This window comes from Enterobacter sp. 296B2, assembly GCF_034106185.1.
GTDB lineage: Bacteria > Pseudomonadota > Gammaproteobacteria > Enterobacterales > Enterobacteriaceae > Enterobacter > Enterobacter cloacae_N.
Genome location: NZ_JAWNCA010000025.1, coordinates 47464 through 71529, shown reverse-complemented (window position 1 = coordinate 71529; position 24066 = coordinate 47464). Strand labels below are relative to the sequence as shown.

Genomic DNA, 24066 nt, shown 5'->3' with positions numbered 1-24066 from the left:
TGAAGAAGCGATGACCGGGAAGGCATCTGACTTCCCTACGCTGGCATTATCCAGATCAGGTAATACGGGTATTTCTCAGCCTTCACAAAGAAGGGCACCCCGAGTCATTTGGTAAGAATTGACTTACTTTTTGCCAGATTAGGGGAAGTTACTTGCTGTTGCAAGCCCGCCCTTCCGGTTATCGCTTCTTCACGCTGTACCCCAGCTTGTACCTCAGTTTGTACCCCACCAAAGAAACGAAAAAAGGGGCCGTTAAGCTCCTTTGTGATATAACCCAAACCTCATGGATTCCGAGATTCAGTTTTGCGTTCTGTTTTTCTACGTCGTTCAAAGGTGCGGATTACATCCCAGATAAACAGGAATAGCAGATACCAATAAAGTGCGGTGATCATAAGCAAACCTCTTGGTTCCAGTAGCTTCGAACTGTTCTCAGAGACACACCCATCGCTTCAGCCGTTTCCTTCGGTGTTAGCCCTTGAGCCTTATGTTCCAGCATCTTCAAACGCGTTTCCTGCTGCTTTCCAGCTTTCTTGATTCCAAGGCATACGATGGTTGAGCCAGGGAAGTAATAGGTTTTGAGGTATTCCGCTGCCGCCATGTCGGGAACGACAAACACCAGAGGGTGATCGGTATCAGTGTTGCGAATGGATGTTCGGCTAAGAAATTGGTAGCACCGTTCAAAATACATTGCCTGGCGCTTCTTCTCCATCACCGTTTCAAAATCCCAACCGATACGTTCGCAATAGTCTGCCCATCGCTTACGGTCTTTATCGCCCAGATTTGCACATCCGAGGAACACGGCACAATGAACACCTTGGTAGTTGTTCATTCAGTAGCTCGACATCGAGACTGCTTCCCCTCCCATGCGATCACCAAGCTCAGTGAGTCCGATGGTCTGGAAGTCGCAGATGGTTTTATCCCTGTTAGTGGCGAAGATAAATTCCTTGCCAACAGTCTGCCGAATCTCGTTCAGATGATTATTAAAGACATTTGCGAGTTCTGACTGCCCCGCTCTATTGATATCTTCCGAGAGAACAACCACGATCTTGATAGGCACTTTTTTATGCTTACGTCTCTCGGGATCAGGCTGAAGGTGTTCACCCGCTTCCTGAACCGCCTTCTGAGCGACGTTCTCTGCCATCCAGACAAACCCGCTGCGATTTACATCAGCGCCAAGCACAGTGAAACTTTTTGCCCACGTTGCGGCCTTCAGTATCTGATTAAAAGTGTACGCAAAGAAGCTGTATGAAGAATCACACTCGGTATGCATTACGCCACCGCCGTCGAGAGCCACGTATAGCACTTTCTTAAGATTGTCACTGTTTGACCTGCTCCCCGTTGATTAATACACCCCGATGTTAGTAATGTCTTCATAAGCTACATGAGGACATCCCCATGAAGAAGCGTTTTTCCGACGAACAGATCATCAGTATTCTTCGCGAAGCGGAAGCCAGAGTTTCTACCCGTGAGCTCTGCCGTAAGCACGCCATTTCCGACGCCACTTTCTACACCTGGCACAAGAAGTTTGGTGGCATGGAAGTTCCTGAGGTGAAGCGGCTTAAATCTCTTGAAGAGGAGAACGCCCGCCTCAAGAAGCTACTTGCCGAAGCCATGCTGGATAAGGAGGCACTTCAGGTAGCTCTGGGGCGAAAGTACTGACGACAGGCCAGAAGCAGGAAGCCGTTGAGTTTATGTGTGATGCGACCGGTCTGTCGCAACGTCGTGCCTGCCGGCTTACAGGTTTGCCCCTGTCGACCTGCCGCTATGAGGCTCAGCGTCCGGCAGCTGATGCGCATTTATCAGGGCGCATCACTGAGCTGGCACGAGAGCGCAGGCGTTTTGGCTACCGCCGCATCTGGCAGCTGTTGCGTCGGGAGGGCCTTCACGTCAATCACAAGCGGGTATACCCAAGTGAGACTGAATAGTAAAACTTATATATCAAGAATCATTCTCATTAATGGCCACGCAAATCCTTAACTGCGCAGTGATAATGTTGTGATATTTGGGCGAGATAAAATCCCAGGACATGTGGCATCAAATGAGGTTGCTCGATGGTTTAAGCAATGGGGCGGTTAGAGCAGATCGTCAAGTGGCTGCCAATGGAGGCCATATCCCTCTTTTCCTCTTTTAAAGTGGCTCATCGCGTTAGTTAACAATCACTAACAGAGGAAACTAATTGTTCAGAATGCTCGTTATAGAGCATGGATCACAAGCATAAGACATCTTCATGAGGCATAATAGGTACAGCATACTCGCCTAAGGAATTTGCAAATGTCTCATGTCAGTATTAACGATTTCAAACTTCTTAATATCAAATGCCAAAAATATTTTGATCTGTTCAGTAAAACGAATGAATTTAATCAGTCTATCCATGATAGTTAAATTGCAACAAAGATTTGGCTTTTATCTTTTCATGCTTGAATCGCTTTGTAATGAAAAAGATATTGATAAAATTAGCGATTACATTACGGATACAGAATTCAATTCTTACTTAATCGGCAGTCGTTACGATGACCATGGTATTGATGCTATTTTCATGGATGAGGAGAATAAGGAGATAAAACTATTCAATTTCAAATTCCGTGAAAGTTTCAAAGCTGAGCAAAAACAAAGTTTTAACGAGGCGTTTGTTTCTACTAAACTTGTAAACTGTATTATGAATGATAGTTTAGATGGTTTGGAAGGAAAATTGAAAAATTATGTTCACACCATAAATGAATTACTCAATGGTAATGATGTATGGAAACTTTCATTATATATGATTAGTAATGAAGCGTTTCCGATTGAACATGATGAAAGTGCAATACAGCAGTTGAAAAATTTTTATGACATGGAAGTTGTGTCGGTGTGTCTTCCGCACATAACCAGTATGATGTCCATACGACCTGCTCCTATCAATGCAGAATTGATAATCGATAATGATGCTTTGATGTCTTATTCAGAAAGTTCTATATCAACATCAAAATCCTATGTTGTTAGACTGAACGCTGCGGATGTTATAAGAATGACGTGCCGCAACGCCGACTTGCGTCTTGATCATAACTGTGAAAATATCGACGAATTGGCTGAGCAGAAAATAGATTTTGGAGTTCTTTTTGATAACGTTAGAGGGTTGGTGCAACGCTCTCGCTATAATGCTGCAATCGCTAAAACCTTACGCGAAGACCCAGGAAAATTTTTCATGTATAACAATGGATTAACTGTTATTGCTGACGATATAAAAGCCCACCCAGTGAATGGAAATAGGAAAGTAAGAATAAGCCTTACAGGTATTCAGGTGTTAAACGGTGGTCAAACCCTTCGAACTCTCCATGATTTTAATGCTACTGAAAAGTCACATATCACTGATTATCTTTCAAAAAGTGAAATCCTCGTAAGGATATTTAATGCTGCAAGTGGTGATACTGCCAATAAAATCGCAGAATACACAAATAGTCAAAATTCAATATCTAACGTCGATTTAAAATCTCTTAGCACGCTACAAATACAGCTTGAGCAGTTATTGGATGAACATGACATCATCTATTCTCGAAAGAATGGTGATACGGGGATGGATGACAAAAAGAACTATCGTTACAAAATTAGTATGGAGCAGTTTGGTCAGATCTTATTTGCTATTCAAGGGTTCCCTGAAAAGTCGTCAAACCAAAAGCAACATATTTTTGGAAAATACTACGATGATATTTTTGATGAGAAAAATTTTGACTTGTCACATGCTCCTGAAATAATCGAACGTTATTTCGAAATAAAGAAAGCATATTCGTTCTCTGATGAAAGCATCCAAAAAATTGAGCAAAAGATATTTTACATACTTTATATGAATCAAGCCAAGAGTGAATGGACTTATGAGCAGTGTATAAATATTCTTGAAGAGGTGTTAGAAACATTTGATCCTGCCGGGGTTAATCTGACCGATGCTCGTAAGATGATTCAGGTTCGTTTTAAAGATTATTTAAATTCTATTCTTAACGATCCAGAGTATGAACCTTAATATTCAATGAAATTTCACAGAGAGATATTCTATATTTGGCTTAGGATGTACATCCTAAGCTAATCTCGACATGAAAGCCTGGTGAGACCATCGCAGCAATGCCGCTACACCATTACATTCGAAAAAGAGTAATGATTGAAAATGGAGAAAGCTGATCACCAGTTCTTGCGCAAGCGTACTATTTTTACTTGCAGCTTTTACTGTCATAGAGCGTAACAAACATAGGCTCCCCTTCCTTGTTCTCAACGGATACAAGAACAACAGCATTCTTACTCATAATCAGTGGTCTTATTGATGGGTTATTACAAATCAGTATCCCTTTTATGCCGTGCTCGTCTTTAGCTACATCACTAATGAATTTTTCATCAGTGGAATCCACTCTCACCGTGTAATTCAGCGTATCAATACGCTGTGCCGGAAGTTTCTTATTCAATCCCAACTCAGGAACATAACCATCAAGAGTTGAAATTTTCACACTTGTTATGATGATGAATTCCTTCAAGAAGTCAGGTGGGATCACAATCTTCGTTTTTTGAGTACCTCCTGTCTCATCAGCAAATGCCAAAGAACTTATAAAACAAATAAGTAAAGCTAATATTTTCATCACATTTTCTCTTGTATTGCCAGCTCTTAAAAAAAGCCAACTATATTTGCTTATGATGTTGTTAAAGGCTTTGAGAGGGTAATTCGAAGGGGCACAACGCCCCTTTCTTATTCAGTGCAAAGTTCAGGAAAGACCTTGCGAAACAATGGCCTCGAAAACATCTCAATGAAGGTTAGCTCACGCATCCCAATTTCAGTAGCCTCCAATCTTTGCAAGAAGTTAAGGCAAAGTATTTTCAATAAACCTAAACAATCCTCACCGTTAACGATAATCTGCCCCTGTCTTCTGTATGTGTTAACAAACGTCAAAATCGCCTGTACCGCTACAACATTCGGATTTAGTCGCTTCCCGTCAGTCTTAGAAAATGGAAATGAATCTGTTCGGTATTGATGCATAACAACAGCGTGGGCCACACCATCACTTCGGGCAGTAATCAAGACAGGTAGGTTATTGATTTCTGTTTGAATAACGGTTTCAACTTTGCTAATAAACCAAGACTCTGTAAGGCCATCAAACATACAGCCACCTTCTCGTTATTTGCTGTGTTGCATTCAAAGAATTGTTACGCTCGGCTCTTGTTCAAGGCGGGATGGCCTATGCGTTAGCGACTGCGTAGAGCACCTCAACAAGTTTCACAGCATCCACATCATTCCATGTCCAATAAGATGGTAACTGATGGTGATTATCACTATCGGGCTTCCCTAAAACGCCTAGTACTATGGCTTGATGATCTTGGGATGCAGTAACGCGTACACTATTTGCCATTTGCATAAAGCAAGTTAGCCCCTTGAGATCATCACGCCGGATATTTTTCTTATGCGTGTCCACGTTCTGTGATGTAACTGTGATATGCATTGCTTCTGCTCTCTGATAGTTAAGATTCGGTGTAAGCACTGTATTTCAGATTATCCAGTGTACTGAAAATGTGCAACTCACAGAGTTTAGACAATTGAAGCCAATAAGTGCCGTTAGTGGTAAGAGGACAAGCGGAGCGACAGCATACGCGGTAATTACAGGGCTATCATGCCACTCCTTTGAATCAACACCATTTTCTATAACATTTTCATTACATCCAAAAAACACCCCTCTTTTTTAGCGGTTAAGAAAGAACTTTACCCGGATAAATTTTTTTCGCTTTCAGTCAGTCTATTTTATGTTTCATTAATCATTAATACTTATTTCGAATGAAATAAAAAGTGAGTTCCAAACCGTTTAACCCCGCTAAACATTTAGCCTCTCAATCAAGGGCTTAACGTGAAACGCGCATTTGACTGAACGCCTTATAAGTTAATGTAAACATTGAGATATTTTGCGTCACCCCTTACAAATCCACTTTAGCTATTCATGCCATTTATGATTTAGATCAATATCCAAAAGCTCGCATTAATTGATAGTTGCTGCACGTTACGAATTAAGTGATTTATTCAAAATTCTACGTAACCCCGTTATTTTTAATCAGGCGTAACCAGACGTTACATCAACACGCCAGGATAGCTAGCCTTACCCATTTTGACTTTTTAAATGATGAGTGCTTTTCAAATGAAAGTTGTTAAAAATGCCGTTGCTGCTTTTGTATTTGGTGTTATTTTTACTGGCTCTATGAATGTAACTCAAGCAGCTGATGTAAACGTTAACCTTTACGATAACGTATTCAATTCAGGTACTTTTATCCAGATTCACGGAACTAATAATACCGCTTATAATCTGGATAACATGAAAGCTGAAAATGTAACGCAAGACGGGCAAATCTATAACTTACAAGGCGATCGCGATCGCATGCAAGACGAGATCAACGTAAGTAAAAATAATATCAACACTAACGCCAATGATATTTCCTCTCTTCAGACTTCTGTTTCTGGTGTCGATCAGGAAGCTAAATTAGCAGGCGCTCTTGCTGACACCGCTAATAAAAAAGGTGATGCGGCGTTACAGGGCGTGCTGACTAACGGAGCAGCAATTACTAATATTGAAACTATTAACACCTTGCAAGATAGCCGCCTTGCAACTGTTGAAGCTACTAACGGTATACAAGATGGCCGCCTGTTAGCTCTTGAGAATGCGCCAAAACCAACTAACGGCGTTGATGGAAAAGACGGCGCTAAGGGTGATAAAGGCGATACCGGCGCGACAGGTGCACAGGGCGTTGCCGGAATTAACGGACGTGACGGAGCGAATGGTAAAGACGGTCAGGACGGCAAAGATGGAAAAAATGGCGTGATGACCACCGTGACACGCACGCAGGTAGACACGGCAACACAGGCTAAAGTCGCTACTAATAGCCAGGCGGTTACGGCCGAGGCTCAGGAGCTGCAGGCGACCAAACAGACATTACAGGCACTGAATAACAACACTAACCAGCAATTTAAATCGCTGCGTGAGGAAGTCGATAATAATAAGAAGGAAGCAAACGCAGGTATCAGCGGCGCGATGGCGATGGCCGGTTTACCACAGGTGCAAACGAATCAGCGCGTAATGTTCTCGGCTGGCGGTGCGACTTACAACGGTGAAAGCGCTTTAGCGGTTGGGGCGTCTGTTAACTTTAACGAACATATGATTGGTAAAGTGAGCTTCTCTGATGATACCGCAAATAACATGGGTGCTTCAGTCGGCGTAGGGATCGGTTTTTAATAAATAAGCAGCATGACAAAATACATTGCTATCTCTGTAATATTGTACCTGATGCTTATTATCGTTGGCGCATGGTTAGGTATTATGTATCAGACTTATTATATTTGCGGTTATTAAACATCCTTCTATCGTATTAAGGTATTTTTGAAATGAAAAAGTCACTCCTGGCGGTATTAATAGCTGGTGCTGCCATCCTGCTTTCTGCGTGTACTTCATCTGCTCAGCGCATGGCCGATTGCGAGCGCCAGGGGATCAGCAAAGATACCTGCTACCTGGCTGAGCAAAACCGCCAGAATGCCTACAATGAATCCGCACAAAATGCAGCATGGGCGAACGCGCGTGATGCCGCTGCGGGTACGGGTCTCTGGGCTAAGAAAGACGCGAAACAACATGCTCAGGCAGCTAAAGCGACTCACGCCTTTAAATGGGAAGGGATGAAGATCACCATTAAAGGAGAGATATTGGATGTTGACGGCGTATTGGGCGCGCTGGATGAAAACGAGCCTCAGGCAAAGGTCTATTCGCAAGGGTTATACACCTTTATTTACTATCCTGCTAAGGGCAAATTAGCGGTGAGTAAAGATGGACAGTTCCAGGGCTACGCCAGAAAGATTAAATAAAACTAAAGGCGACATCAGTCGCCTTTATTATTTGCTAACATTACTGAATTTTTCTGACGTAACCCTTTTACTCCAGTTGCCACGCCCCGGCCTCAATGAGCGATGCCGTCCCCGTCCAGGCAAACAACGCCAGCTCGCGCGCCCCTTCGCCAGGGTAAATGCGGCTGCTCAGGCACGCCTCCCCCTCGTTAACAAACACCTCCACCGACGAGCAGTCAAAGAACAGGCGCAGGTTTAGCGCTTCGTTCAGGTTAAGCGCGACGCTTCGGGTACCGCACAAGCCATACTCCGGATAATGGCGTTCAAGCACCAGACGCTGCACCTGCGCATCGACGTAAACGCGTAATCCGTCGCCAAGGCGAATTCCGTACTGCTCCGCGCTGCTGTTGGCGCAATCCCACTGCAGAATGACCTCCATCGCGTCGCACCTTTCCACCTGAGCGATCTGCTGATTATTAAGCGTACTCACGGGCCAGGGGAACCATGCCCCGCGCAGGCTTTCCACTTCTCTGGCCGGCCGCATTTGCAGACGATTATCTGCACTAAGCGTCATTTCACGCGGTAAAGAGAGCATGCCCGCCCAACCATCCTGCTGTTCCGGCAGGGGCGATTCCCACATGTCCAGCCAGGCGATAACAATACGACGACCGTCGGGCGTCAGGAAACTTTGTGGTGCATAGAAATCATGCCCGTGGTCCATCTCCTCAAATTCTCCTTCACGCACGAAAGGTTGACCGGGCTGCCACTCGCCCAGCAGGTAGCCGCTCTGGAAGAGATTACGATTTTTGAATCCGTCTGCCGCCAGCCCCTGAGGTGAAAACATCAGCACCCGTTTACCATTGAGGGTGAAAAAGTCCGGGCATTCCCACATATACCCCATCTCTTTTTCGGCTACCGCAATCACCCCCATATCCAGCCACTCGCGCAGGTCGGCAGAACGGTATACGCGCACCTGGCCCGTATCACCCTCCCGTGCGCCAACCACCATGTACCAGCACTCCCCTTCGCGCCACACTTTCGGATCGCGGAAGTGATGCAGGCCAGGCGGCGTATCAACGATCGTTCCCTGCCGGGCAAAATGGACGCCATCACGGCTGGTGGCCAGGCACTGCACCTGGTAGAGATTAGCCTCATCATCAGGATCGCCGTGGAATTTATGTCCGGTGTAAATCAGCGCCAGCGTATCGCCATCCACCACCGCCGACCCGGAAAAACAGCCTTCTTTGTCTTCTGGCCCTTCCGGTGCCAGTGCCACCGGAAGGTGTTCCCAGTGAACTAAATCCTTGCTGCGCGCATGGCCCCAGTGCATCGGCCCCCACTGGGTTGAGTACGGATGATGCTGGTAAAAGGCGTGATACCAGCCGTCAAACCACACCAGACCATTCGGATCGTTCATCCAGCCGGCACGCGCGGCGAGGTGGTAACGCGGATACCAGCGCAGGTTAAGACTGCCTTGTCTGGCCTGCAATTCCTGTTCAGCTTTGGCGATGGAATACGTCATTTGTTTACTCTTTTAGTCAGATAGTAGAGGGTTGCGGCATGAGCGGGTCAGAGGAGGACTTACCCGAGCGCAACAGGAAAATAGAGATGAGCGTGGTGCTGAAAACCAACAGGCCCATAATGAGATAGGACTGGGCAAAACCGTATTTCTCATAGCTGTAACCTGCCAGCGGCGACAGGACAGAAGCAATCACCGAGCTTGTGCAGGCAAAGCCCACCAGATAGAGGGTGGAGGAGAGCCGCTTATCAAAATGCAGGCTGTTGTATTTAAATACCGAAACCAGCAATACGGGCAGTTCAACCGCATGCAGCAGCTTGGTAATGGAGATGAGCACCGGCCCCTCAACCAGACCCGATGCCACCATACGCATTGCCATCACCATTCCCGCGAAAATCAGGCCGTTTTTCGCGCCGAGGCGGTTCACCAGCCACGGGGCGCAAAACATGCCCGCCGCCTCAAGGAAAACCTGGAAGGAGTTGAGATAGCCGTACATGGCATTCCCTTCCTGCAATGTCGGGAACTGGGAGGAGAAATAGACCGGGAACTGCTGGTCGTAAACGCCATAAATACAGGTGCCGATAACGAAAAATACCAGCGCCCAGAAACGAGGCTGCGTCAGCAGGCGCAATGCGTCTTCCAGCGTCACCTTGCCACCGGACACCGCTTCCTGCATGGCGTGCGGTGCAGAAGAGACCCTGAGACGTGCCAGCAAAACAAAAAACACCAGCCCGGCGCAGCTCGCGACAGCGAAATTCAGCTTCGGATTGATGTTAAACAGGAGTCCCGCAAAAAAGGTTGCCACCGCCCAGCCAAGCGATCCCCACATTCTCGCCTTGCCGAATTCAAACTGGCTCTGGCGGGCCACGCGTTCAGTATAGGATTCCAGCACACCTATCCCGCCGTTAAACGTCAGGCCAATGAAAATCCCGCCGAAAATGCTGCCGAGTAACACGTTAATCTGCAGCAGGTAACCAAACAGCAAAAAGGCCGGGCCGGAAAGAATGAGCAGGCTGGTCAGAAACCAGAGCAGATTTTTGCGCAAACCGAGCTTGTCCTGAATAAATCCATAACAAATTTGCGCACACAGCGCGGAGACGGAAAGCACAGCATAGATAACGCCGGTGTCCCCCGCTTTTAAGCCCACTTCCTGATGAAGCCAGATCGAGAGCAACGAGCCGGAAGATGACCATGTGACAAAAAAGAAAAACAGTAATGCGCTTAGTAAAGGGTAGCTGTGAGAGTGATGCGTTTTCATCATGACATTCTCATGTTGGAGGAATGCCTGAATGGTAACGTTAACATTGATTCTTTCTCATGCTGTTTAGTTAAGATTTCAGATGTTAATCACGAAAGTTAACGTTAACATTAAGGGAATGAGATCGCGATCAAATATTCATCACTGAGGTAAGCATGACCTGAGCCGGGCATCAGCCTTCCTTTTACATCAGCGACTTAGTTGTATACCCTCTAACACAGAGCATTAACGGAGTAAGAAAATGGCTTCCCTGAAGGATGTCGCAAAGCTGGCTAACGTATCGCTGATGACGGTTTCCCGCGCGCTTAACAGCCCGGAACGCCTTAAACCGGAAACGCTGGCGCGCGTTCAGTTGGCTATCGAGCAGACCAGCTACGTTCCCGATCTGTCCGCCAAGAAAATACGCGGTGCGCATGCATCGCCTAAAACCATCGGCGTGCTGGCGCTTGATACGGTGACGACACCTTTCTCGGTGGAGATAACGCTGTCCATTGAAGAGACGGCCCGAATGCACGGCTGGAACAGCTTCGTGATGAATATGTTTACCGATGACAACCCGGATACCATTGTCGACCTTCTCCTCTCCCACCGGCCTGACGGGATTATCTACACCACAATGGGGTTACGTCAGGTTCCGCTTCCCGCCAAGCTGCTTACCCTTCCCTGCGTGCTGGCCAACTGCGAAAGCGTCGATGAAAAGGTCGCCAGCTATATCCCGGATGATGAGCAGGGGCAGTACTCCGCCGTCAGGAAGTTACTGGCGGAGGGCTACAGACGGCCTCTTTGCCTGCATTTACCCGCGGGCCATCTGGCCACAACCCGACGCCGCCAGGGGCTGGAACGCGCCTGCCGTGAAGCCGGGATCGACCCGGACAGTCTGGAACATGAGTATATGGCGCTCGGGGATGAGCATTATCGTGATATTCCGTCCGCATTGCTGGCGCGCATCCAGAATTGCATCCCCCAGTTTGACTCCGTTATCTGCGGTAACGATCGTATCGCGTTTATGGTGTACCAGACGCTGCTGGCGCAAGGGCTTCGCATCCCTGAAGATGTCGCGGTTCTCGGCTATGACAATATGGTGGGCATTGGCGAGCTATTTTTGCCTCCTCTTTCAACGGTTCAGTTGCCCCACTACGAAATTGGTCGCCTGAGCGCTCTGCACATTATTAACGGTGAACAACATCGGGAAACGACGCGCGTTGAAAGTCCTTTTTTAAAGCGTGATTCCATTGTGCATGCCGTGTGATCGCCGCTTTTCGCTGACGACGCAGAAATAAGGGGGTAAAAAGGCGGCTATCCTCTTTTTTATCTCCGCCAATGGCACGATTTGTCACACTCTTTTCCGTGCCTTTACACTCCAGACAAATACAACATAACACAATGTTTTTATTGGTTATAAAGTGCAATCCTCCTTTTAAAAAAGGGGATATTTCCTCGCCTGTGCCTTCTGTCACAAAACAGTAAACAAATTAACCATTGAGCCCCGTGGCAAAAGGCTCTATATTGGCGGCGTTTTTTTCAGGCCCCCATCTGTTTTTTAACTTTTTATTCAATCGTTGCTCATAGCGAAGCGGCGGTTGTAGGAGTGATATGATGACGGATAAAGTCCGTATTGACACCGTAGATGCCCACAAAAGCAACGAAACCTATCTGGCCCGTCAGGCCGAGTTTGAATCTAACGTCAGGAGTTATCCGCGCAAACTGCCTTTAGCCATCACTAAAGCAGAAGGCGTGTGGATCACCGATGCAGATAATAAAGAATACCTTGACTGTTTAGCAGGCGCAGGGACCCTTGCGCTTGGCCATAACCATCCTGATGTGCTGAAAAGCATCCAAAATGTCATTACCAGCGGCTTGCCGTTACATACTTTGGATCTGACTACGCCTCTGAAAGACGCGTTTTCTGAATACCTTCTCTCTCTGCTGCCAGGTCAGGGCAAAGAGTACTGCCTGCAGTTCACCGGTCCATCCGGTGCCGACGCCGTTGAAGCGGCGCTGAAGCTGGCGAAAAAAGTAACCGGTCGTAGCGGTATCATCAGCTTCTCTGGTGGTTACCACGGTATGACCCACGGCGCACTGTCCGTGACCGGCAACCTGTCACCGAAAGAAGCGGTTGACGGTATGATGCCAGAAGTGCAGTTCATGCCTTACCCGCACGAGTACCGTTGCCCGCTGGGTATCGGTGGTGAAGCGGGCGTGAAAGCGCTGACTTACTACTTCGACAACCTGATTAACGACGTCGAAAGCGGCGTGCGTAAACCTGCTGCGGTGATTCTGGAAGCCGTACAGGGTGAAGGCGGCGTGAACCCGGCTCCGGCTGAGTGGCTGCAGCGCATCCGTAAAGTGACTCAGGAACACGGCATTCTGCTGATCCTCGATGAAGTTCAGGCAGGCTTTGCCCGTACCGGTAAATTCTTCGCCTTCGAACACGCGGGCATCGAGCCAGACATCATCGTGATGTCTAAAGCAGTGGGTGGCGGTCTGCCGCTGGCCGTGCTCGGTATCAAAAAGCAGTTCGACGCATGGGCGCCAGGTCACCACACCGGTACCTTCCGCGGCAACCAGCTGGCGATGGCAACCGGTCTGACGACGCTGAAAATCCTGAAAGACCAGAACATCGCAGGCAAAGTGGCTACACAGGGCGAATGGCTGAAAGCTCAGCTGAAAGAGATGGCGAAACGTTATCCGGTCATCGGTCACGTGCGCGGTCTGGGCATGATGATCGGTATCGAGATCGTTAAGCCACACGAAGCCGCTGACCACATGGGCTGCTTCCCTGGCGACGGCGAGCTGTCTGCGCTGATCCAGAAGAAGTGCTTCGAAGCCGGTCTGATTCTGGAGCGTGGCGGCCGTAACGGTATCGTTCTGCGTCTGCTGCCTTCTCTGCTGATCAGCGACGAAGAGCTGAAAATCTTCCTGGATAAATTCGAGCAGGCACTGCTTGCTGCGGGCGTTCGCCCGGCGTAACCGGAGTAGTTGATTACGATGTCTGATTCAAACCCAATTTTGTTCTCCTCTGCGCAGAGCATTGAAGCTTACCAGCAGGCGATTGAACAAAGCACTCAGGCTGTGATGCAGTGGCTGAAACAGCCTGAGATGTACCAGGGCAAAACGGTCGCGGAGCTTCGCGACCGTATTAAGCTGGATTTCAACCCGAAAGGGCTGGGCAACGAAGCGGCGATTGAACGCGCCGTTGAGTTCTTCCTGAAAGACAGCTTGTCCGTCCATCACCCGCAGTGTGTGGCGCACCTGCACTGCCCAAGCCTGGTGGTAAGCCAGGCGGCGGAAGTGCTGATCAACGCCACTAACCAGAGTATGGACTCCTGGGATCAAAGCCCGTCCGCAACCATTATTGAGATCAAACTGATCGAATGGCTGCGTACCCGCGTGGGTTATCAGGCTGGCGACGCGGGTGTCTTCACCAGCGGCGGTACCCAGAGCAACCTGATGGGCCTGATGCTGGCACGTGACGCGTTCTTCGCGCGTCAGGGTCACTCCGTTCAGCAGGACGGCCTGGTGGGCGATCTGCGCAAGATCCGCGTACTGTGCTCCGAAAACGCGCACTTCTCCGTACAGAAAAACATGGCGCTGATGGGTCTGGGCTACCAGTCCGTGGTGCAGGTGAAAACGGATGAATTCTCCCGCATGGATCTGACCGATCTGGCGGCGAAAATCGAGCAGTGCAACGCGAACGGCGAACAGATTCTGGCGATTGTCGCAACGGCGGGTACCACCGATGCCGGTGCGATCGACCCACTGCGCGCGATCGCTGAACTGGCGGCGAAGCAGAACATCTGGGTACACGTTGATGCGGCCTGGGGCGGCGCGCTGCTGATGTCTGATCAGTATCGTCACTATCTGGACGGCATCGAGCTGGTGGATTCCGTAACGCTGGACTTCCACAAGCAGTTCTTCCAGACCATCAGCTGCGGCGCGTTCCTGCTGAAAGAAGCGCGTCATTATGAGCTGATGCGCTATCAGGCGGCATACCTGAACTCCGAGTTCGACGAAGAAGCGGGCGTGCCTAACCTGGTGTCCAAATCCCTGCAGACCACTCGTCGTTTCGACGCGCTGAAGCTGTGGATGAGTCTGGAAGCGCTGGGTCAGGAGCAATACGCGGCAATCATCGATCACGGCGTGACGCTGGCGCAGCAGGTTGCGGCCTACGTGAAGGAGCAGCCTGCTCTGGAACTGGTTATGCAGCCTCAGCTGGCAAGCGTGCTGTTCCGCTTCCGCGGACAGGTGCAGACGGACGACGCGGGCATCGCCCTGCTGAACCAGAAAATTGGTGATGCGCTGCTGGAATCCGGCCGTGCAAACGTTGGTGTGACCGAGCACAACGGCATCACCTGCCTGAAGCTGACCCTGCTGAACCCAACCGTGACGCTGGAGGATATCAAAATCCTGCTGTCGCTGGTTGAGCGCACCGCGCAGGAAGTTCTGGCTAAGTAATACAAAACCCCTCTTCCGTCGGGAGAGGGGTTATCTTTATACGCCTGCCCACCACATTCTGATTTTCAATCCCCAGTAGCTCGTCCAGCCCGTTGTGGCGCTGACAACGTTCCCCTTTGACACTATCACCAGCGTTGGCGTTACGCTCACCTGCCACTGCTGCGACAAGGCGCCGCTTACATCGTTAATCACCGGCATACTCAGGTTTTTCTTTTCAGCCCAGCGGGCAAGCTTTGCATTATCACCGGAGCGCATGGCAACGCTCACGACGTTACCGCCCTCTTTTGCCAGCTTATCGACCGCAGGAGTTGTATAGCGACAGATGCTGCACCAGGTTGCCCAGATGTAAATCAGCAACGGGCGCTCCTGGCTGAGCGCCGCGATATCGTGAATGTTACCGTCGATGCTCTGCATTGGCGTTGCGCTAAAGCTGGCGGGTAATGACGGCTTTCGGTATTGATCCACACCCCACATGACCGCCAGCGTAAGCAGAATGAGTATGATCCCTTCCCGCGCCCAGCGGCGCAGGCGACTCAATTTACGGTTATCCATTATGACCTCTCGATTTAACGGAGGTCATCTTAACGGGCTATTCGGCGTCATGCTGTAAAGAAGTGTCGCGTCGCTTTTATTCCGGGGTGTAGCCGCCGTAGTCGTAATGGCTGTACCCCGAGTGGTAATAGAACGCCGCGGATTTCACAATATCATTGAGAATCGCACCTTCAACCTGCACGCCCATCTGTAGCAGGCGCTTCCGGCAGTTCTCGATCTCTTTAACGCTGGTTTTACCGAAACGGGCCACCAGCAACGTGGTTGCCGCGACTCTGGCGACGAGTAGCGCATCCGTTACGGCCAGCACCGGTGGCGTGTCGACAATCACGATGTCGTACTCTTTGTCTATTCGCGTCATTACCGTCTGGAAACGCTCCTTCATAAGCAGCTCCACAGGATGCGAAGGTTGTGGTCCACAGGTCAACACGTCAAAGCCCCCTTTCTCGAAGCGTTGAATTGCATCCTGCCACTCTACGCTTCCCCCCAGCACGCTGGACAATCCATGGTGGTTGTTCAGTTTGAAAATATTGTGGACATATCCTTTGCGCATATCCGCATCAATGAACAGCACGCGCTGTCCGGCCTGAGCCGCAATCGATGCCAGTGAGGTACTCACCAGGGTCTTTCCGCAGTCCTGAGACGGACCTGAAATCACAACGACCCGATTTGCGGCATCCATCATGGTAAAATGCAGACTGGTGCGTAACCCCCGCACCGCCTCGACAAACATATCAGCCGGTCGGTCAACGGGCAGGAAGGGTATGTTTGACGTCCTGTGCTTCCAGTGGGAAGCACACAGCGTTCTCCTGCGCAAATGCGTTTTTTTCCATAGCCACACCGAACGCGGGAGCGTAGCCAGAAGAGGCATTCCCTGCGCTTCCAGCGGTTCAGACGAGGTGATGCCCCGTTTAAACGCAGAACGAACCAACACCGTTCCTGCTGAGAGCATCAATCCCACCAGCATACCGAGCATAATGATAATCACTTTGCGCGGTTTGACTGGGGCCGGCTGCGTTACTGCAGGGTCAATGATCCGCACGTTTCCAATGGCACTGGAGCGTGAGATATTCAGCTCCTGCTGGCGCGTCAACAGCTGCAGGTAGATGGTGCGCCCGGACTCAACGTCACGGCTTAAACGTAAAATTTCCTGCTGCGTAGAAGGCATGGCTGAGACGCGGTTATTCAGGCGCGTACGTTCCTGCTCCAGGGTCTGTTTTTTTTCCCGTAAGGCGCGGTAGGTAGGATGATCCTTTTTGAAAAGCTGAGAAACTTCTGCTTCGCGGAACGTCAGCTCGTTAAGCTGATTTTCCACGTTAACAACCTGATCAAGAACCGTCTTCGCCTCAAGGGATAAATCGACAGAATCGCGTTGCTCTCTGTAGGCGTTCAGCCGTGCTTCGGCTTGATCCAGTTCGCGGCTGATTTTAGGCAGTTGATCCTGTAAAAATGTCAGGCTACGGGTATCTTTAGCTTCCTGGCGCGCAATATTCTGGCTGAGATAATTTTCAGCAATGGTGTTAAGCACTGCGGCGATCTTGTCAGGCTCCTCTCCCGTCAGCGTTAAGGCAATCATTCCGCTCTGCTTCGCCGACTCCGAAACAATGAGCCGACGCTGAAGGGCGTTAATTGCCTCGAGCTTTGTGACGGTTTTGAGGGAAAACTGGGTCCCTGGTGCCGCGCTGAGGGAGGTGACAAGAAGCGTTACCCCGTCTTTAACCAGCATGTTCCCGACAACGCCATCAGCCTCCAGCGTTTTTCCTTCGAGGTGATACCGGCCCTGCTCCTTAACGGTCAGTAAAAGTTCCTGCGGCTTATCTTCCAGAGGAGGAATGGTTAGCGCGCCAATTGTCAATTCACCGGCTTTATGCCCTCGTTCCAGTAGCGGCCCAATGACGGGCAGTACGCGCCGTTTAACGCTGTACGTTAGCCCCAGCTTGTCAACGGTCTCTCCCAGAATCATCCGCGATTTGAGCAGCAAGAGTTCGGGTGCAACATCAGGTGAAAGATCGGTACCAAACTGGCTTAAGCTTTTGAGCAACGAGTTGTCCTGCTTCGCTTCTATCTGTACAAGGGCATCGGCCTGATAGATCGGTGTGATGCTATAGGCATAGATCCCGGCGCATACGGTGAACAGGAGCGTGATGCACGCTATCATTACCCGATGATCAAACATCTCAGCCAACAGCTGAATGAGATCAATTTCATTATCATGCGGTGTTGCCGCACCATATTTGTCTGATTTATGAGACGACATTACTGCTTCATTCCTTGTTGACGCAAACGACGAGCCCATTCCTGGCTGGCTTTTCCTAACTGCTCGAAAACATATTCGAAGGCTTCCCGGCTTTTGCGATACGGGTCGGGAATGTCCTTTGTTTCCAGCCACTGACCAAACAACAGCGATTTCCCCCGATTCTCCGGTGCCACAGAGGCAATAAAACGGAGATGCTCTGGCTCCATCACCAGAATCAAATCGGATTTTTGTAACAGATAACGCGTGACCTTACGCGCCACATGACCTTCCAGAGAAACCCCATGTCGTAAGGCGACGTCCTTTGCAGCCGCATCCGCCGGGCGTCCTGAGAGTCCGAAAATACCTGCCGAGGATACCTGCGTGTCGGGTAGCTGCTGGCGCAACAGCCGCTCACCAATCGGTGAACGGCAAATATTGCCGGTGCAAACCACGAGAATTGAATTGAACATTATTGCGGCCACGACCTGATGTAACGGACGGTTTCGGTCAGGTCATGTACGCCACTGATGGTGGGTACCAGCTGGGTGATCACACGATTCCAGCGTGAAAGCGGTGCCGTAGTGACATAGACAATGTCGTACGGTTCCAGCTGGAATTCAGTACTCAGCACCATGGCTGAGGCATCTTCCGCATTGAGTTGATAGATGTTAGCGATTTTGTCTTTCTCGCCTTTTAGTGAAACCGGGCGAATAACAAAAATCCCGGTTGCATCGGCCATATTCTGGTTCAGCCCGCCGGCATTCCCCAGGGCTTCGGCCAGCGTCATGCCGCTACGATCCATCTTAAGCGTGCTCTGCTTAACAACCTCACCCATCACAAACACTTTCAGCGCGTCGTTCCGGGGAACAAACAGGATATCGCCCGGATAAAGCAGCTTATTCTGGGTCAAATCGCCGTGTTGCATCAGGGCATAAAGTGAAAGCCGCGAATCCTGGCCATCATGCGTAAGCACGACGTTACGCCAGTCGGCATCCGCAGAGAGACCGCCCGCGGCGTTCACCGCATCCATTACCGTCAAAGGAATATTGGTTATTGGCTGCTGGCCCGATTTCTCAACCTCTCCGGTGATATAGGCTTTTTGAGAACGGAAGGAGGCGACGCTGACGTCTACCTGCGGACTCTCAATGAACTTATCCAGCCGCGCGGTGATCTCCTCACGTACCTGCGAAACCGTTTTGCCCGCCACTTTCAGCCTGCCGACGTAAGGATAGAAGAGCGTGCCATCAGCGTTAACCCAGTTACCCGCGTCGCTCGCGCTACGGTATTGCCCTGCGGGCGTCGTGAGTTCAGGGTGATCCCAGACGGTGACCGTCAGAATGTCCCCTGATCCAATGCGGTATTCCCAGTTTCTGAGTTGTTCATCCAGATTAGGATTTGCCTGAGATTTAGAAATGGGTGGACGCAGTTTTTCAATTAACCCAGGGCTTAAAGGAAAAATCTCCACGCGTTTTTCCAGCGGATCGTTAATTTCTTCATCGGGCGTGATTTTTTTCCCGGAAAGACTTAAGTTCTGGCCTGGTGAAAATACACATCCTGTTAGCTGGCTGAGCGTCAGAAAGGATAGTAAAAAAGCAGTTGTATTTTTCATTTATTTAAAATGTTGATTTATCGTTGCGCCGGGTATTTAACTCGTAAAAAAATGCAAGCAACACCTTGAAATATAATTATTTATTATCAGCCCACAACACTAAAAAGCACAAATCCGCTGTTCTTTAAAAAGTTAAAGACAGCGCACAATTGCGCAAGAAAACGAAGACCAATAACACTTTATGCGGCGCGATATTAAATGTTATCACTCGCGAAAGCATTCGCTTAACAGCGCAATTTGGACGCAAAAAGTTATTTTCAGAAAAGATTAATAAAACAATAAAAAAAATAAATATGCCACGCGTTCAACATTCACCAAAATGATGGCCATCACCGTAATCGACTACACAAAACCCTCCACTTTTGTTACATTTTTTATCAAACACATCATGCTTTGATACTTAAAATGGACTGTCTGCCTTGTGCTGTGTACCCGCAGACAAAAAGTATCTGTAACGATATCACTGGAGAAAAAATGGCTAAGCGTAAATTGCTGCTTCTGGGTGTACTACTGTCTCTGGCGGGATCCGCATTCTCTGCCCCGCAAACCGCCGCTGCGCCATCTGGCATCAAGGCCTATGAAGAACAAGAGTTCATCGCGGATTTCACGAAGTTCAAAATCGGCGATACGGCACCGGCGCAGTATCAAACGCCGGAGTACACCATTAAACAGTACCAGTTGCGTAACCTGCCGGCGCCGGATGCCGGAACCCATTGGACCTATATGGGTGAGAACTATGTGCTGATCGGCGATGCTGATGGCAAGATCTACAAAGCCTACAATGGAGATATTTTCTATCACCGCTAACGCAATTTTGATTCGTCCCTGGCAGGAAAGTGACCGACCTTTCCTGCGCACGCTCTACCTCCACGCCCGGCGTGAAGCCTGGCCATGGCTGGACAGTTCAGACTGGCGGCTTGAAGACTTTGACGCGGCTACCCGTGACGAAGTGATTTGGGTTGCTGTTCAGAACGGGCATCGCCTGGGTTTTGCCTCCGTCTGGACGAACGATAATTTCCTGCACAACCTGTTTGTCGATCCGCAGTATCAGAGCCTGGGCGTCGGACATGTGTTGCTTGAGCACGTACAGAAGACGTTTACCAGTACGGGTTCGCTTAAGTGTCTGGTGAAGAATGCGCGGGCGGTTGCATTTTACCAGCGCCACGGCTGGCACATCGAGGCGACGGGGAATTCTCCGGAAGGAGAATATTATTTGATGCACTATCGGCTGAGTTAACGTCAGGTGGCGCTACGCTTACCTGACCTACACGATCGTAGTTGGCCGGGTAAGGCGAAGCCGCCACCCGGCACTAAGGCGCAGAGGCGTTACACCGCGCGGAAGGCGATTTCACCCGGGATCACTTCACCCTGCCAGTAGAGCTGCGCCGCAACGCGCCCCGCCAGCTGGCGATACATCTCCGCGAATTCGCTGTCCGGACGGCTGACAACCGTCGGTTTCCCGCTGTCCAGATCTTCACGCAAGGAAATATGCAGCGGCATCTGCCCCAGCAGCTGGGTGTGATACTGTGCCGCCAGTTTTTCCGCCCCACCCGTACCGAAGATAGGTTCGTGGTGTCCGCAGTTACTGCAGATGTGCATGCTCATGTTCTCGACGATGCCGAGCACCGGCACTTCCACTTTCTCAAACATCACGATGCCTTTTTTGGCGTCGATCAGTGCGATATCCTGCGGCGTGGTGACCACGACGGCGCCCGTTACCGGAATGTTCTGCGCCAGCGTCAGCTGTATGTCACCGGTGCCCGGCGGCATGTCCAGCACCAGATAATCCAGATCCGGCCACATCGTTTCCTGCAGCATCTGCAGCAGCGCTTTGCTGGCCATTGGGCCGCGCCAGACCATAGCGTTGTCGTCGGTCACCAGGTAACCGATGGAGTTAGTCGCCAGACCGTGCGCCACGATCGGTGCCATATGCGTGCCGTCAGGTGAGGTTGGACGCTGATTTTCCGCACCCAGCATGTTTGGAATAGAAGGACCGTAGATATCGGCATCCAGAATACCGACCTTTGCCCCTTCCGCCGCCAGCGCGAGCGCGAGGTTTACGGCGGTAGATGATTTACCCACCCCACCCTTACCTGAACTCACGGCGATGATGTTTTTCACCCCATTGACGCCCGGCTGATTTTTCACACGCTTCAGCGTGGCGATGCTGTGGCTCAGCTTCCAGTCAATCGCTTTTGCACCGGTAATGCGCAGCAGCTCAGCGCTGGTCTGCTCTTTCAGAGCGTCAAAAGCGCTGGTCCAGACGAACGGCATCTGCAGCTCAATGTGCAATGTATCGTCCAGCCATGCGACGTGGTGTAACGCTTTCAGCGCAGTGAGGTTATGTTTCAGGGTTGGATGCTGAAAGTTAGCCAGCGTCCCGGCGACCATTGCTCGTAAGGCTTCCGGTGATTTGGCCTGGGATTGAGAACTCATCCCGACTCCTTTGTTCTTGTGAATAAGACCTTAGGCAAACAAGTTTACCTGAAAGGCCGCGGTTTGTGCTTACTTAATAATGCCCCTTTTGGTAATATCGAAAACCCTTTTCACAGTTAAAAGAAGTAATGCCTACTATGACTCAAGTCGCGAAAAAAATTCTGGTAACGTGCGCCCTGCCGTACGCCAACGGCTCAATCCACCTCGGCCACATGCTGGAGCATATCCAGGCTGATGTCTGGGTCCGTTACCAGCGAATGCGCGGCCACGAGGTTAACTTCATCTGCGCTGACGACGCCCACGGCACGCCTATCATGCTGAAAGCGCAGCAGCTGGGGATTTCCCCGGAGCAGATGATTGCCGAAATGAGTCAGGAGCATCAGACCGATTTTGCTGGCTTTGACATCAGCTATGACAACTATCACTCCACGCACAGCGACGAAAACCGCGAGCTGTCGGAGCTGATATACACCCGTCTGAAAGAGAACGGTTTTATCAAAAACCGCACTATCTCTCAGCTGTACGATCCGGAAAAAGGCATGTTCCTGCCGGACCGTTTCGTCAAAGGCACCTGTCCGAAATGTAAATCCCCGGACCAGTACGGCGATAACTGCGAAGTCTGCGGCGCGACCTACAGCCCGACCGAGCTTATCGAGCCGAAATCCGTGGTTTCCGGCGCCACGCCTGTGATGCGTGATTCCGAGCACTTCTTCTTCGACCTGCCGTCCTTCAGCGAAATGCTGCAGGCGTGGACCCGCAGCGGCGCGCTGCAGGAGCAGGTGGCGAACAAGATGCAGGAGTGGTTCGAATCCGGCCTGCAGCAGTGGGATATTTCCCGCGATGCGCCGTACTTCGGCTTCGAAATCCCGAACGCGCCGGGCAAATACTTCTACGTCTGGCTGGATGCGCCAATCGGCTACATGGGCTCGTTCAAGAACCTGTGCGACAAGCGGGGCGACACCGTCAGCTTCGACGAATACTGGAAGAAGGATTCCGACGCCGAACTGTACCACTTCATCGGTAAAGACATCGTCTACTTCCATAGCCTGTTCTGGCCGGCAATGCTGGAAGGCAGTAACTTCCGCAAGCCAACCAACCTGTTCGTACACGGCTACGTAACGGTGAACGGCGCGAAGATGTCCAAGTCTCGCGGGACGTTCATTAAGGCCAGCACCTGGCTGAACCATTTCGACGCGGACAGCCTGCGCTACTACTACACCGCGAAGCTCTCTTCCCGTATCGATGATATCGACCTGAACCTGGAAGATTTCGTGCAGCGCGTGAACGCGGATATCGTGAACAAGGTGGTGAACCTGGCGTCCCGTAACGCAGGGTTTATCGCCAAACGCTTTGACGGTGTGCTTTCTGCCGAACTGGCCGATCCTGAGTTGTATAAAACCTTCACCGATGCTGCCGCTGCGGTTGGCGAAGCCTGGGAAAGCCGTGAGTTCGGTAAAGCGATTCGTGAAATCATGGCGCTGGCCGATGTTGCCAACCGCTATGTGGACGAGCAGGCCCCGTGGGTTGTCGCGAAACAGGAAGGCCGTGACGCCGACCTTCAGGCAATCTGCACCATGGGTCTGAACATGTTCCGCGTGCTGATGACCTGGCTGAAGCCGGTTCTGCCGCAGCTGGCAGCCCGCGCTGAAGCGTTCCTGAATACTGAACTGACCTGGGACGCTATCCAGCAGCCGCTGCTCGGCCACAAGGTGAACACCTTTAAAGCGCTCTATAACCGCATCGAAATGAAGCAGGTTGAAGCCCTGGTCGAAGCCTCTAAAGAAGAAGTGAAAGCGGCGGCGGCACCGGTAACCGGCCCGCTGGCTGACGATCCGATTCAGGAAACCATCACCTTCGACGATTTCGCGAAAGTCGACCTGCGCGTGGCGCTGATTGAAAACGCGGAGTTCGTGGAAGGTTCTGACAAGCTGCTGCGCCTGACGCTGGATCTGGGCGGCGAGAAGCGTAACGTCTTCTCCGGCATCCGTTCAGCCTACCCGGACCCGCAGGTGCTGATCGGTCGTCAGACCGTAATGGTGGCGAACCTGGCGCCGCGCAAAATGCGCTTCGGCATCTCTGAGGGGATGGTGATGGCCGCAGGCCCTGGCGGGAAAGATATCTTCCTGTTAAGCCCTGACGAAGGCGCGAAGCCGGGCCAGCAGGTGAAATAACAAAAAAGCCG

Annotated in this window: 20 protein-coding genes, 1 pseudogene and 1 riboswitch; of the genes and pseudogenes, 10 read left to right on the top strand and 11 right to left on the bottom strand. The window is 50.5% G+C overall.

What is annotated here, in order from left to right:
- Positions 1-15 precede the first annotated feature (15 nt).
- A riboswitch (TPP riboswitch) is annotated at positions 16-112 on the bottom strand.
- Positions 113-388: 276 nt separating this feature from the next.
- Together URZ40_RS17455 and URZ40_RS17450 are read right to left on the bottom strand one after the other, a co-directional pair.
- A complete protein-coding gene (locus URZ40_RS17455) occupies positions 389-829 on the bottom strand; it encodes a helix-turn-helix domain-containing protein (protein WP_320720932.1) in 441 nt (146 codons plus the stop codon).
- Complete coding sequence (locus tag URZ40_RS17450; RefSeq protein WP_320720931.1) at positions 830-1294, bottom strand: hypothetical protein; 465 nt, start codon at positions 1292-1294, stop codon at positions 830-832.
- Between the two features lie 101 nt (positions 1295-1395).
- Between URZ40_RS17450 and URZ40_RS17445 the strand changes: the two are divergent.
- Positions 1396-1907: pseudogene (locus URZ40_RS17445) on the top strand (transposase); the annotation flags it as partial.
- A 371-nt stretch (positions 1908-2278) separates the two neighbouring features.
- Complete coding sequence (locus tag URZ40_RS17440) at positions 2279-3991, top strand: AIPR family protein (RefSeq protein WP_320720930.1); 1713 nt, start codon at positions 2279-2281, stop codon at positions 3989-3991.
- Between the two features lie 184 nt (positions 3992-4175).
- Here the strand turns inward: URZ40_RS17440 and URZ40_RS17435 are convergent, their stop codons facing one another.
- Together URZ40_RS17435 and URZ40_RS17430 are read right to left on the bottom strand one after the other, a co-directional pair.
- Positions 4176-4595: a hypothetical protein gene (locus URZ40_RS17435; RefSeq protein WP_320720929.1), complete on the bottom strand. Its 420-nt coding sequence runs from the start codon at positions 4593-4595 to the stop codon at positions 4176-4178.
- Positions 4596-4702: 107 nt separating this feature from the next.
- Positions 4703-5113: a hypothetical protein gene (locus tag URZ40_RS17430; protein ID WP_320720928.1), complete on the bottom strand. Its 411-nt coding sequence runs from the start codon at positions 5111-5113 to the stop codon at positions 4703-4705.
- 1021 nt (positions 5114-6134) lie between these two features.
- On the opposite strand from URZ40_RS17430, the gene URZ40_RS17425 reads away from it, so the two are divergent.
- Entirely contained in the window at positions 6135-7223 is a 1089-nt protein-coding gene (locus tag URZ40_RS17425; RefSeq protein ID WP_320720927.1) for a YadA-like family protein, read from the top strand.
- A 149-nt stretch (positions 7224-7372) separates the two neighbouring features.
- Entirely contained in the window at positions 7373-7843 is a 471-nt protein-coding gene (locus tag URZ40_RS17420; protein WP_166711769.1) for a hypothetical protein, read from the top strand.
- A gap of 67 nt (positions 7844-7910) precedes the next feature.
- Here the strand turns inward: URZ40_RS17420 and URZ40_RS17415 are convergent, their stop codons facing one another.
- Complete coding sequence (locus tag URZ40_RS17415; RefSeq protein ID WP_320720926.1) at positions 7911-9344, bottom strand: glycoside hydrolase family 32 protein; 1434 nt, start codon at positions 9342-9344, stop codon at positions 7911-7913.
- Between the two features lie 16 nt (positions 9345-9360).
- Positions 9361-10602, bottom strand: coding sequence for an MFS transporter (locus URZ40_RS17410; protein ID WP_320720925.1), 1242 nt, complete (start codon positions 10600-10602; stop codon positions 9361-9363).
- Between the two features lie 238 nt (positions 10603-10840).
- Between URZ40_RS17410 and URZ40_RS17405 the strand changes: the two genes are divergently transcribed.
- The 3 genes from URZ40_RS17405 (at position 10841) to URZ40_RS17395 (ending at position 15054) form a co-directional block, all read left to right on the top strand.
- Positions 10841-11848 carry a LacI family DNA-binding transcriptional regulator gene (locus URZ40_RS17405; protein WP_320720924.1) on the top strand — a complete coding sequence of 336 codons (1008 nt, stop codon included), beginning with the start codon at positions 10841-10843 and terminating at the stop codon, positions 11846-11848.
- A 344-nt stretch (positions 11849-12192) separates the two neighbouring features.
- Positions 12193-13569 (top strand): diaminobutyrate--2-oxoglutarate transaminase, encoded by a 1377-nt coding sequence (locus URZ40_RS17400; RefSeq protein WP_320720923.1) that lies wholly within the window; start codon positions 12193-12195, stop codon positions 13567-13569.
- Between the two features lie 18 nt (positions 13570-13587).
- Complete coding sequence (locus tag URZ40_RS17395) at positions 13588-15054, top strand: aspartate aminotransferase family protein (RefSeq protein ID WP_320720922.1); 1467 nt, start codon at positions 13588-13590, stop codon at positions 15052-15054.
- Positions 15055-15090: 36 nt separating this feature from the next.
- Here the strand turns inward: URZ40_RS17395 and URZ40_RS17390 are convergent, their stop codons facing one another.
- The 4 genes from URZ40_RS17390 to URZ40_RS17375 form a co-directional block, all read right to left on the bottom strand.
- Positions 15091-15606, bottom strand: coding sequence for a protein disulfide oxidoreductase (locus URZ40_RS17390; protein ID WP_320720921.1), 516 nt, complete (start codon positions 15604-15606; stop codon positions 15091-15093).
- A gap of 76 nt (positions 15607-15682) precedes the next feature.
- Positions 15683-17860, bottom strand: a complete 2178-nt coding sequence (locus URZ40_RS17385; protein WP_320720920.1) for a polysaccharide biosynthesis tyrosine autokinase — start codon at positions 17858-17860, stop codon at positions 15683-15685.
- Complete coding sequence (locus URZ40_RS17380; protein ID WP_320720919.1) at positions 17860-18309, bottom strand: protein tyrosine phosphatase; 450 nt, start codon at positions 18307-18309, stop codon at positions 17860-17862. The genes URZ40_RS17385 and URZ40_RS17380 overlap by 1 nt, the downstream gene beginning before the upstream one ends.
- Entirely contained in the window at positions 18309-19448 is a 1140-nt protein-coding gene (locus tag URZ40_RS17375) for a polysaccharide export protein (RefSeq protein ID WP_320720918.1), read from the bottom strand. The genes URZ40_RS17380 and URZ40_RS17375 overlap by 1 nt, the downstream gene beginning before the upstream one ends.
- A 474-nt stretch (positions 19449-19922) precedes the next feature.
- Here URZ40_RS17375 and URZ40_RS17370 point away from each other — a divergent pair, with 474 nt between their 5' ends.
- Together URZ40_RS17370 and URZ40_RS17365 are read left to right on the top strand one after the other, a co-directional pair.
- Positions 19923-20255, top strand: a complete 333-nt coding sequence (locus URZ40_RS17370) for an RcnB family protein (protein ID WP_008500887.1) — start codon at positions 19923-19925, stop codon at positions 20253-20255.
- The gene (locus URZ40_RS17365) at positions 20230-20685 is read left to right on the top strand and encodes a GNAT family N-acetyltransferase (RefSeq protein ID WP_320720917.1); all 456 of its coding nucleotides are present in this window, start codon (positions 20230-20232) and stop codon (positions 20683-20685) included. The genes URZ40_RS17370 and URZ40_RS17365 overlap by 26 nt, the downstream gene beginning before the upstream one ends.
- Positions 20686-20774: 89 nt before the next feature.
- On the opposite strand, the gene apbC is transcribed toward URZ40_RS17365, so the two are convergent.
- A complete protein-coding gene (gene apbC / locus URZ40_RS17360; RefSeq protein ID WP_316379387.1) occupies positions 20775-21884 on the bottom strand; it encodes an iron-sulfur cluster carrier protein ApbC in 1110 nt (369 codons plus the stop codon).
- 137 nt (positions 21885-22021) lie between these two features.
- On the opposite strand from apbC, the gene metG reads away from it, so the two are divergent.
- Positions 22022-24055 carry a methionine--tRNA ligase gene (gene metG / locus URZ40_RS17355; RefSeq protein WP_320720916.1) on the top strand — a complete coding sequence of 678 codons (2034 nt, stop codon included), beginning with the start codon at positions 22022-22024 and terminating at the stop codon, positions 24053-24055.
- Positions 24056-24066: the final 11 nt, after the last annotated feature.

Coding starts and splice junctions, on each gene's coding strand:
- URZ40_RS17455 (WP_320720932.1), bottom strand. CDS start 829: ATGAACAACTACCAAGGTGTTCATTGTGCCGTGTTCCTCGGATGTGCA.
- URZ40_RS17440 (WP_320720930.1), top strand. CDS start 2,279: ATGTCAGTATTAACGATTTCAAACTTCTTAATATCAAATGCCAAAAAT.
- URZ40_RS17435 (WP_320720929.1), bottom strand. CDS start 4,595: ATGAAAATATTAGCTTTACTTATTTGTTTTATAAGTTCTTTGGCATTT.
- URZ40_RS17430 (WP_320720928.1), bottom strand. CDS start 5,113: ATGTTTGATGGCCTTACAGAGTCTTGGTTTATTAGCAAAGTTGAAACC.
- URZ40_RS17425 (WP_320720927.1), top strand. CDS start 6,135: ATGAAAGTTGTTAAAAATGCCGTTGCTGCTTTTGTATTTGGTGTTATT.
- URZ40_RS17420 (WP_166711769.1), top strand. CDS start 7,373: ATGAAAAAGTCACTCCTGGCGGTATTAATAGCTGGTGCTGCCATCCTG.
- URZ40_RS17415 (WP_320720926.1), bottom strand. CDS start 9,344: ATGACGTATTCCATCGCCAAAGCTGAACAGGAATTGCAGGCCAGACAA.
- URZ40_RS17410 (WP_320720925.1), bottom strand. CDS start 10,602: ATGATGAAAACGCATCACTCTCACAGCTACCCTTTACTAAGCGCATTA.
- URZ40_RS17405 (WP_320720924.1), top strand. CDS start 10,841: ATGGCTTCCCTGAAGGATGTCGCAAAGCTGGCTAACGTATCGCTGATG.
- URZ40_RS17400 (WP_320720923.1), top strand. CDS start 12,193: ATGATGACGGATAAAGTCCGTATTGACACCGTAGATGCCCACAAAAGC.
- URZ40_RS17395 (WP_320720922.1), top strand. CDS start 13,588: ATGTCTGATTCAAACCCAATTTTGTTCTCCTCTGCGCAGAGCATTGAA.
- URZ40_RS17390 (WP_320720921.1), bottom strand. CDS start 15,606: ATGGATAACCGTAAATTGAGTCGCCTGCGCCGCTGGGCGCGGGAAGGG.
- URZ40_RS17385 (WP_320720920.1), bottom strand. CDS start 17,860: ATGTCGTCTCATAAATCAGACAAATATGGTGCGGCAACACCGCATGAT.
- URZ40_RS17380 (WP_320720919.1), bottom strand. CDS start 18,309: ATGTTCAATTCAATTCTCGTGGTTTGCACCGGCAATATTTGCCGTTCA.
- URZ40_RS17375 (WP_320720918.1), bottom strand. CDS start 19,448: ATGAAAAATACAACTGCTTTTTTACTATCCTTTCTGACGCTCAGCCAG.
- URZ40_RS17370 (WP_008500887.1), top strand. CDS start 19,923: ATGGCTAAGCGTAAATTGCTGCTTCTGGGTGTACTACTGTCTCTGGCG.
- URZ40_RS17365 (WP_320720917.1), top strand. CDS start 20,230: ATGGAGATATTTTCTATCACCGCTAACGCAATTTTGATTCGTCCCTGG.
- apbC (WP_316379387.1), bottom strand. CDS start 21,884: ATGAGTTCTCAATCCCAGGCCAAATCACCGGAAGCCTTACGAGCAATG.
- metG (WP_320720916.1), top strand. CDS start 22,022: ATGACTCAAGTCGCGAAAAAAATTCTGGTAACGTGCGCCCTGCCGTAC.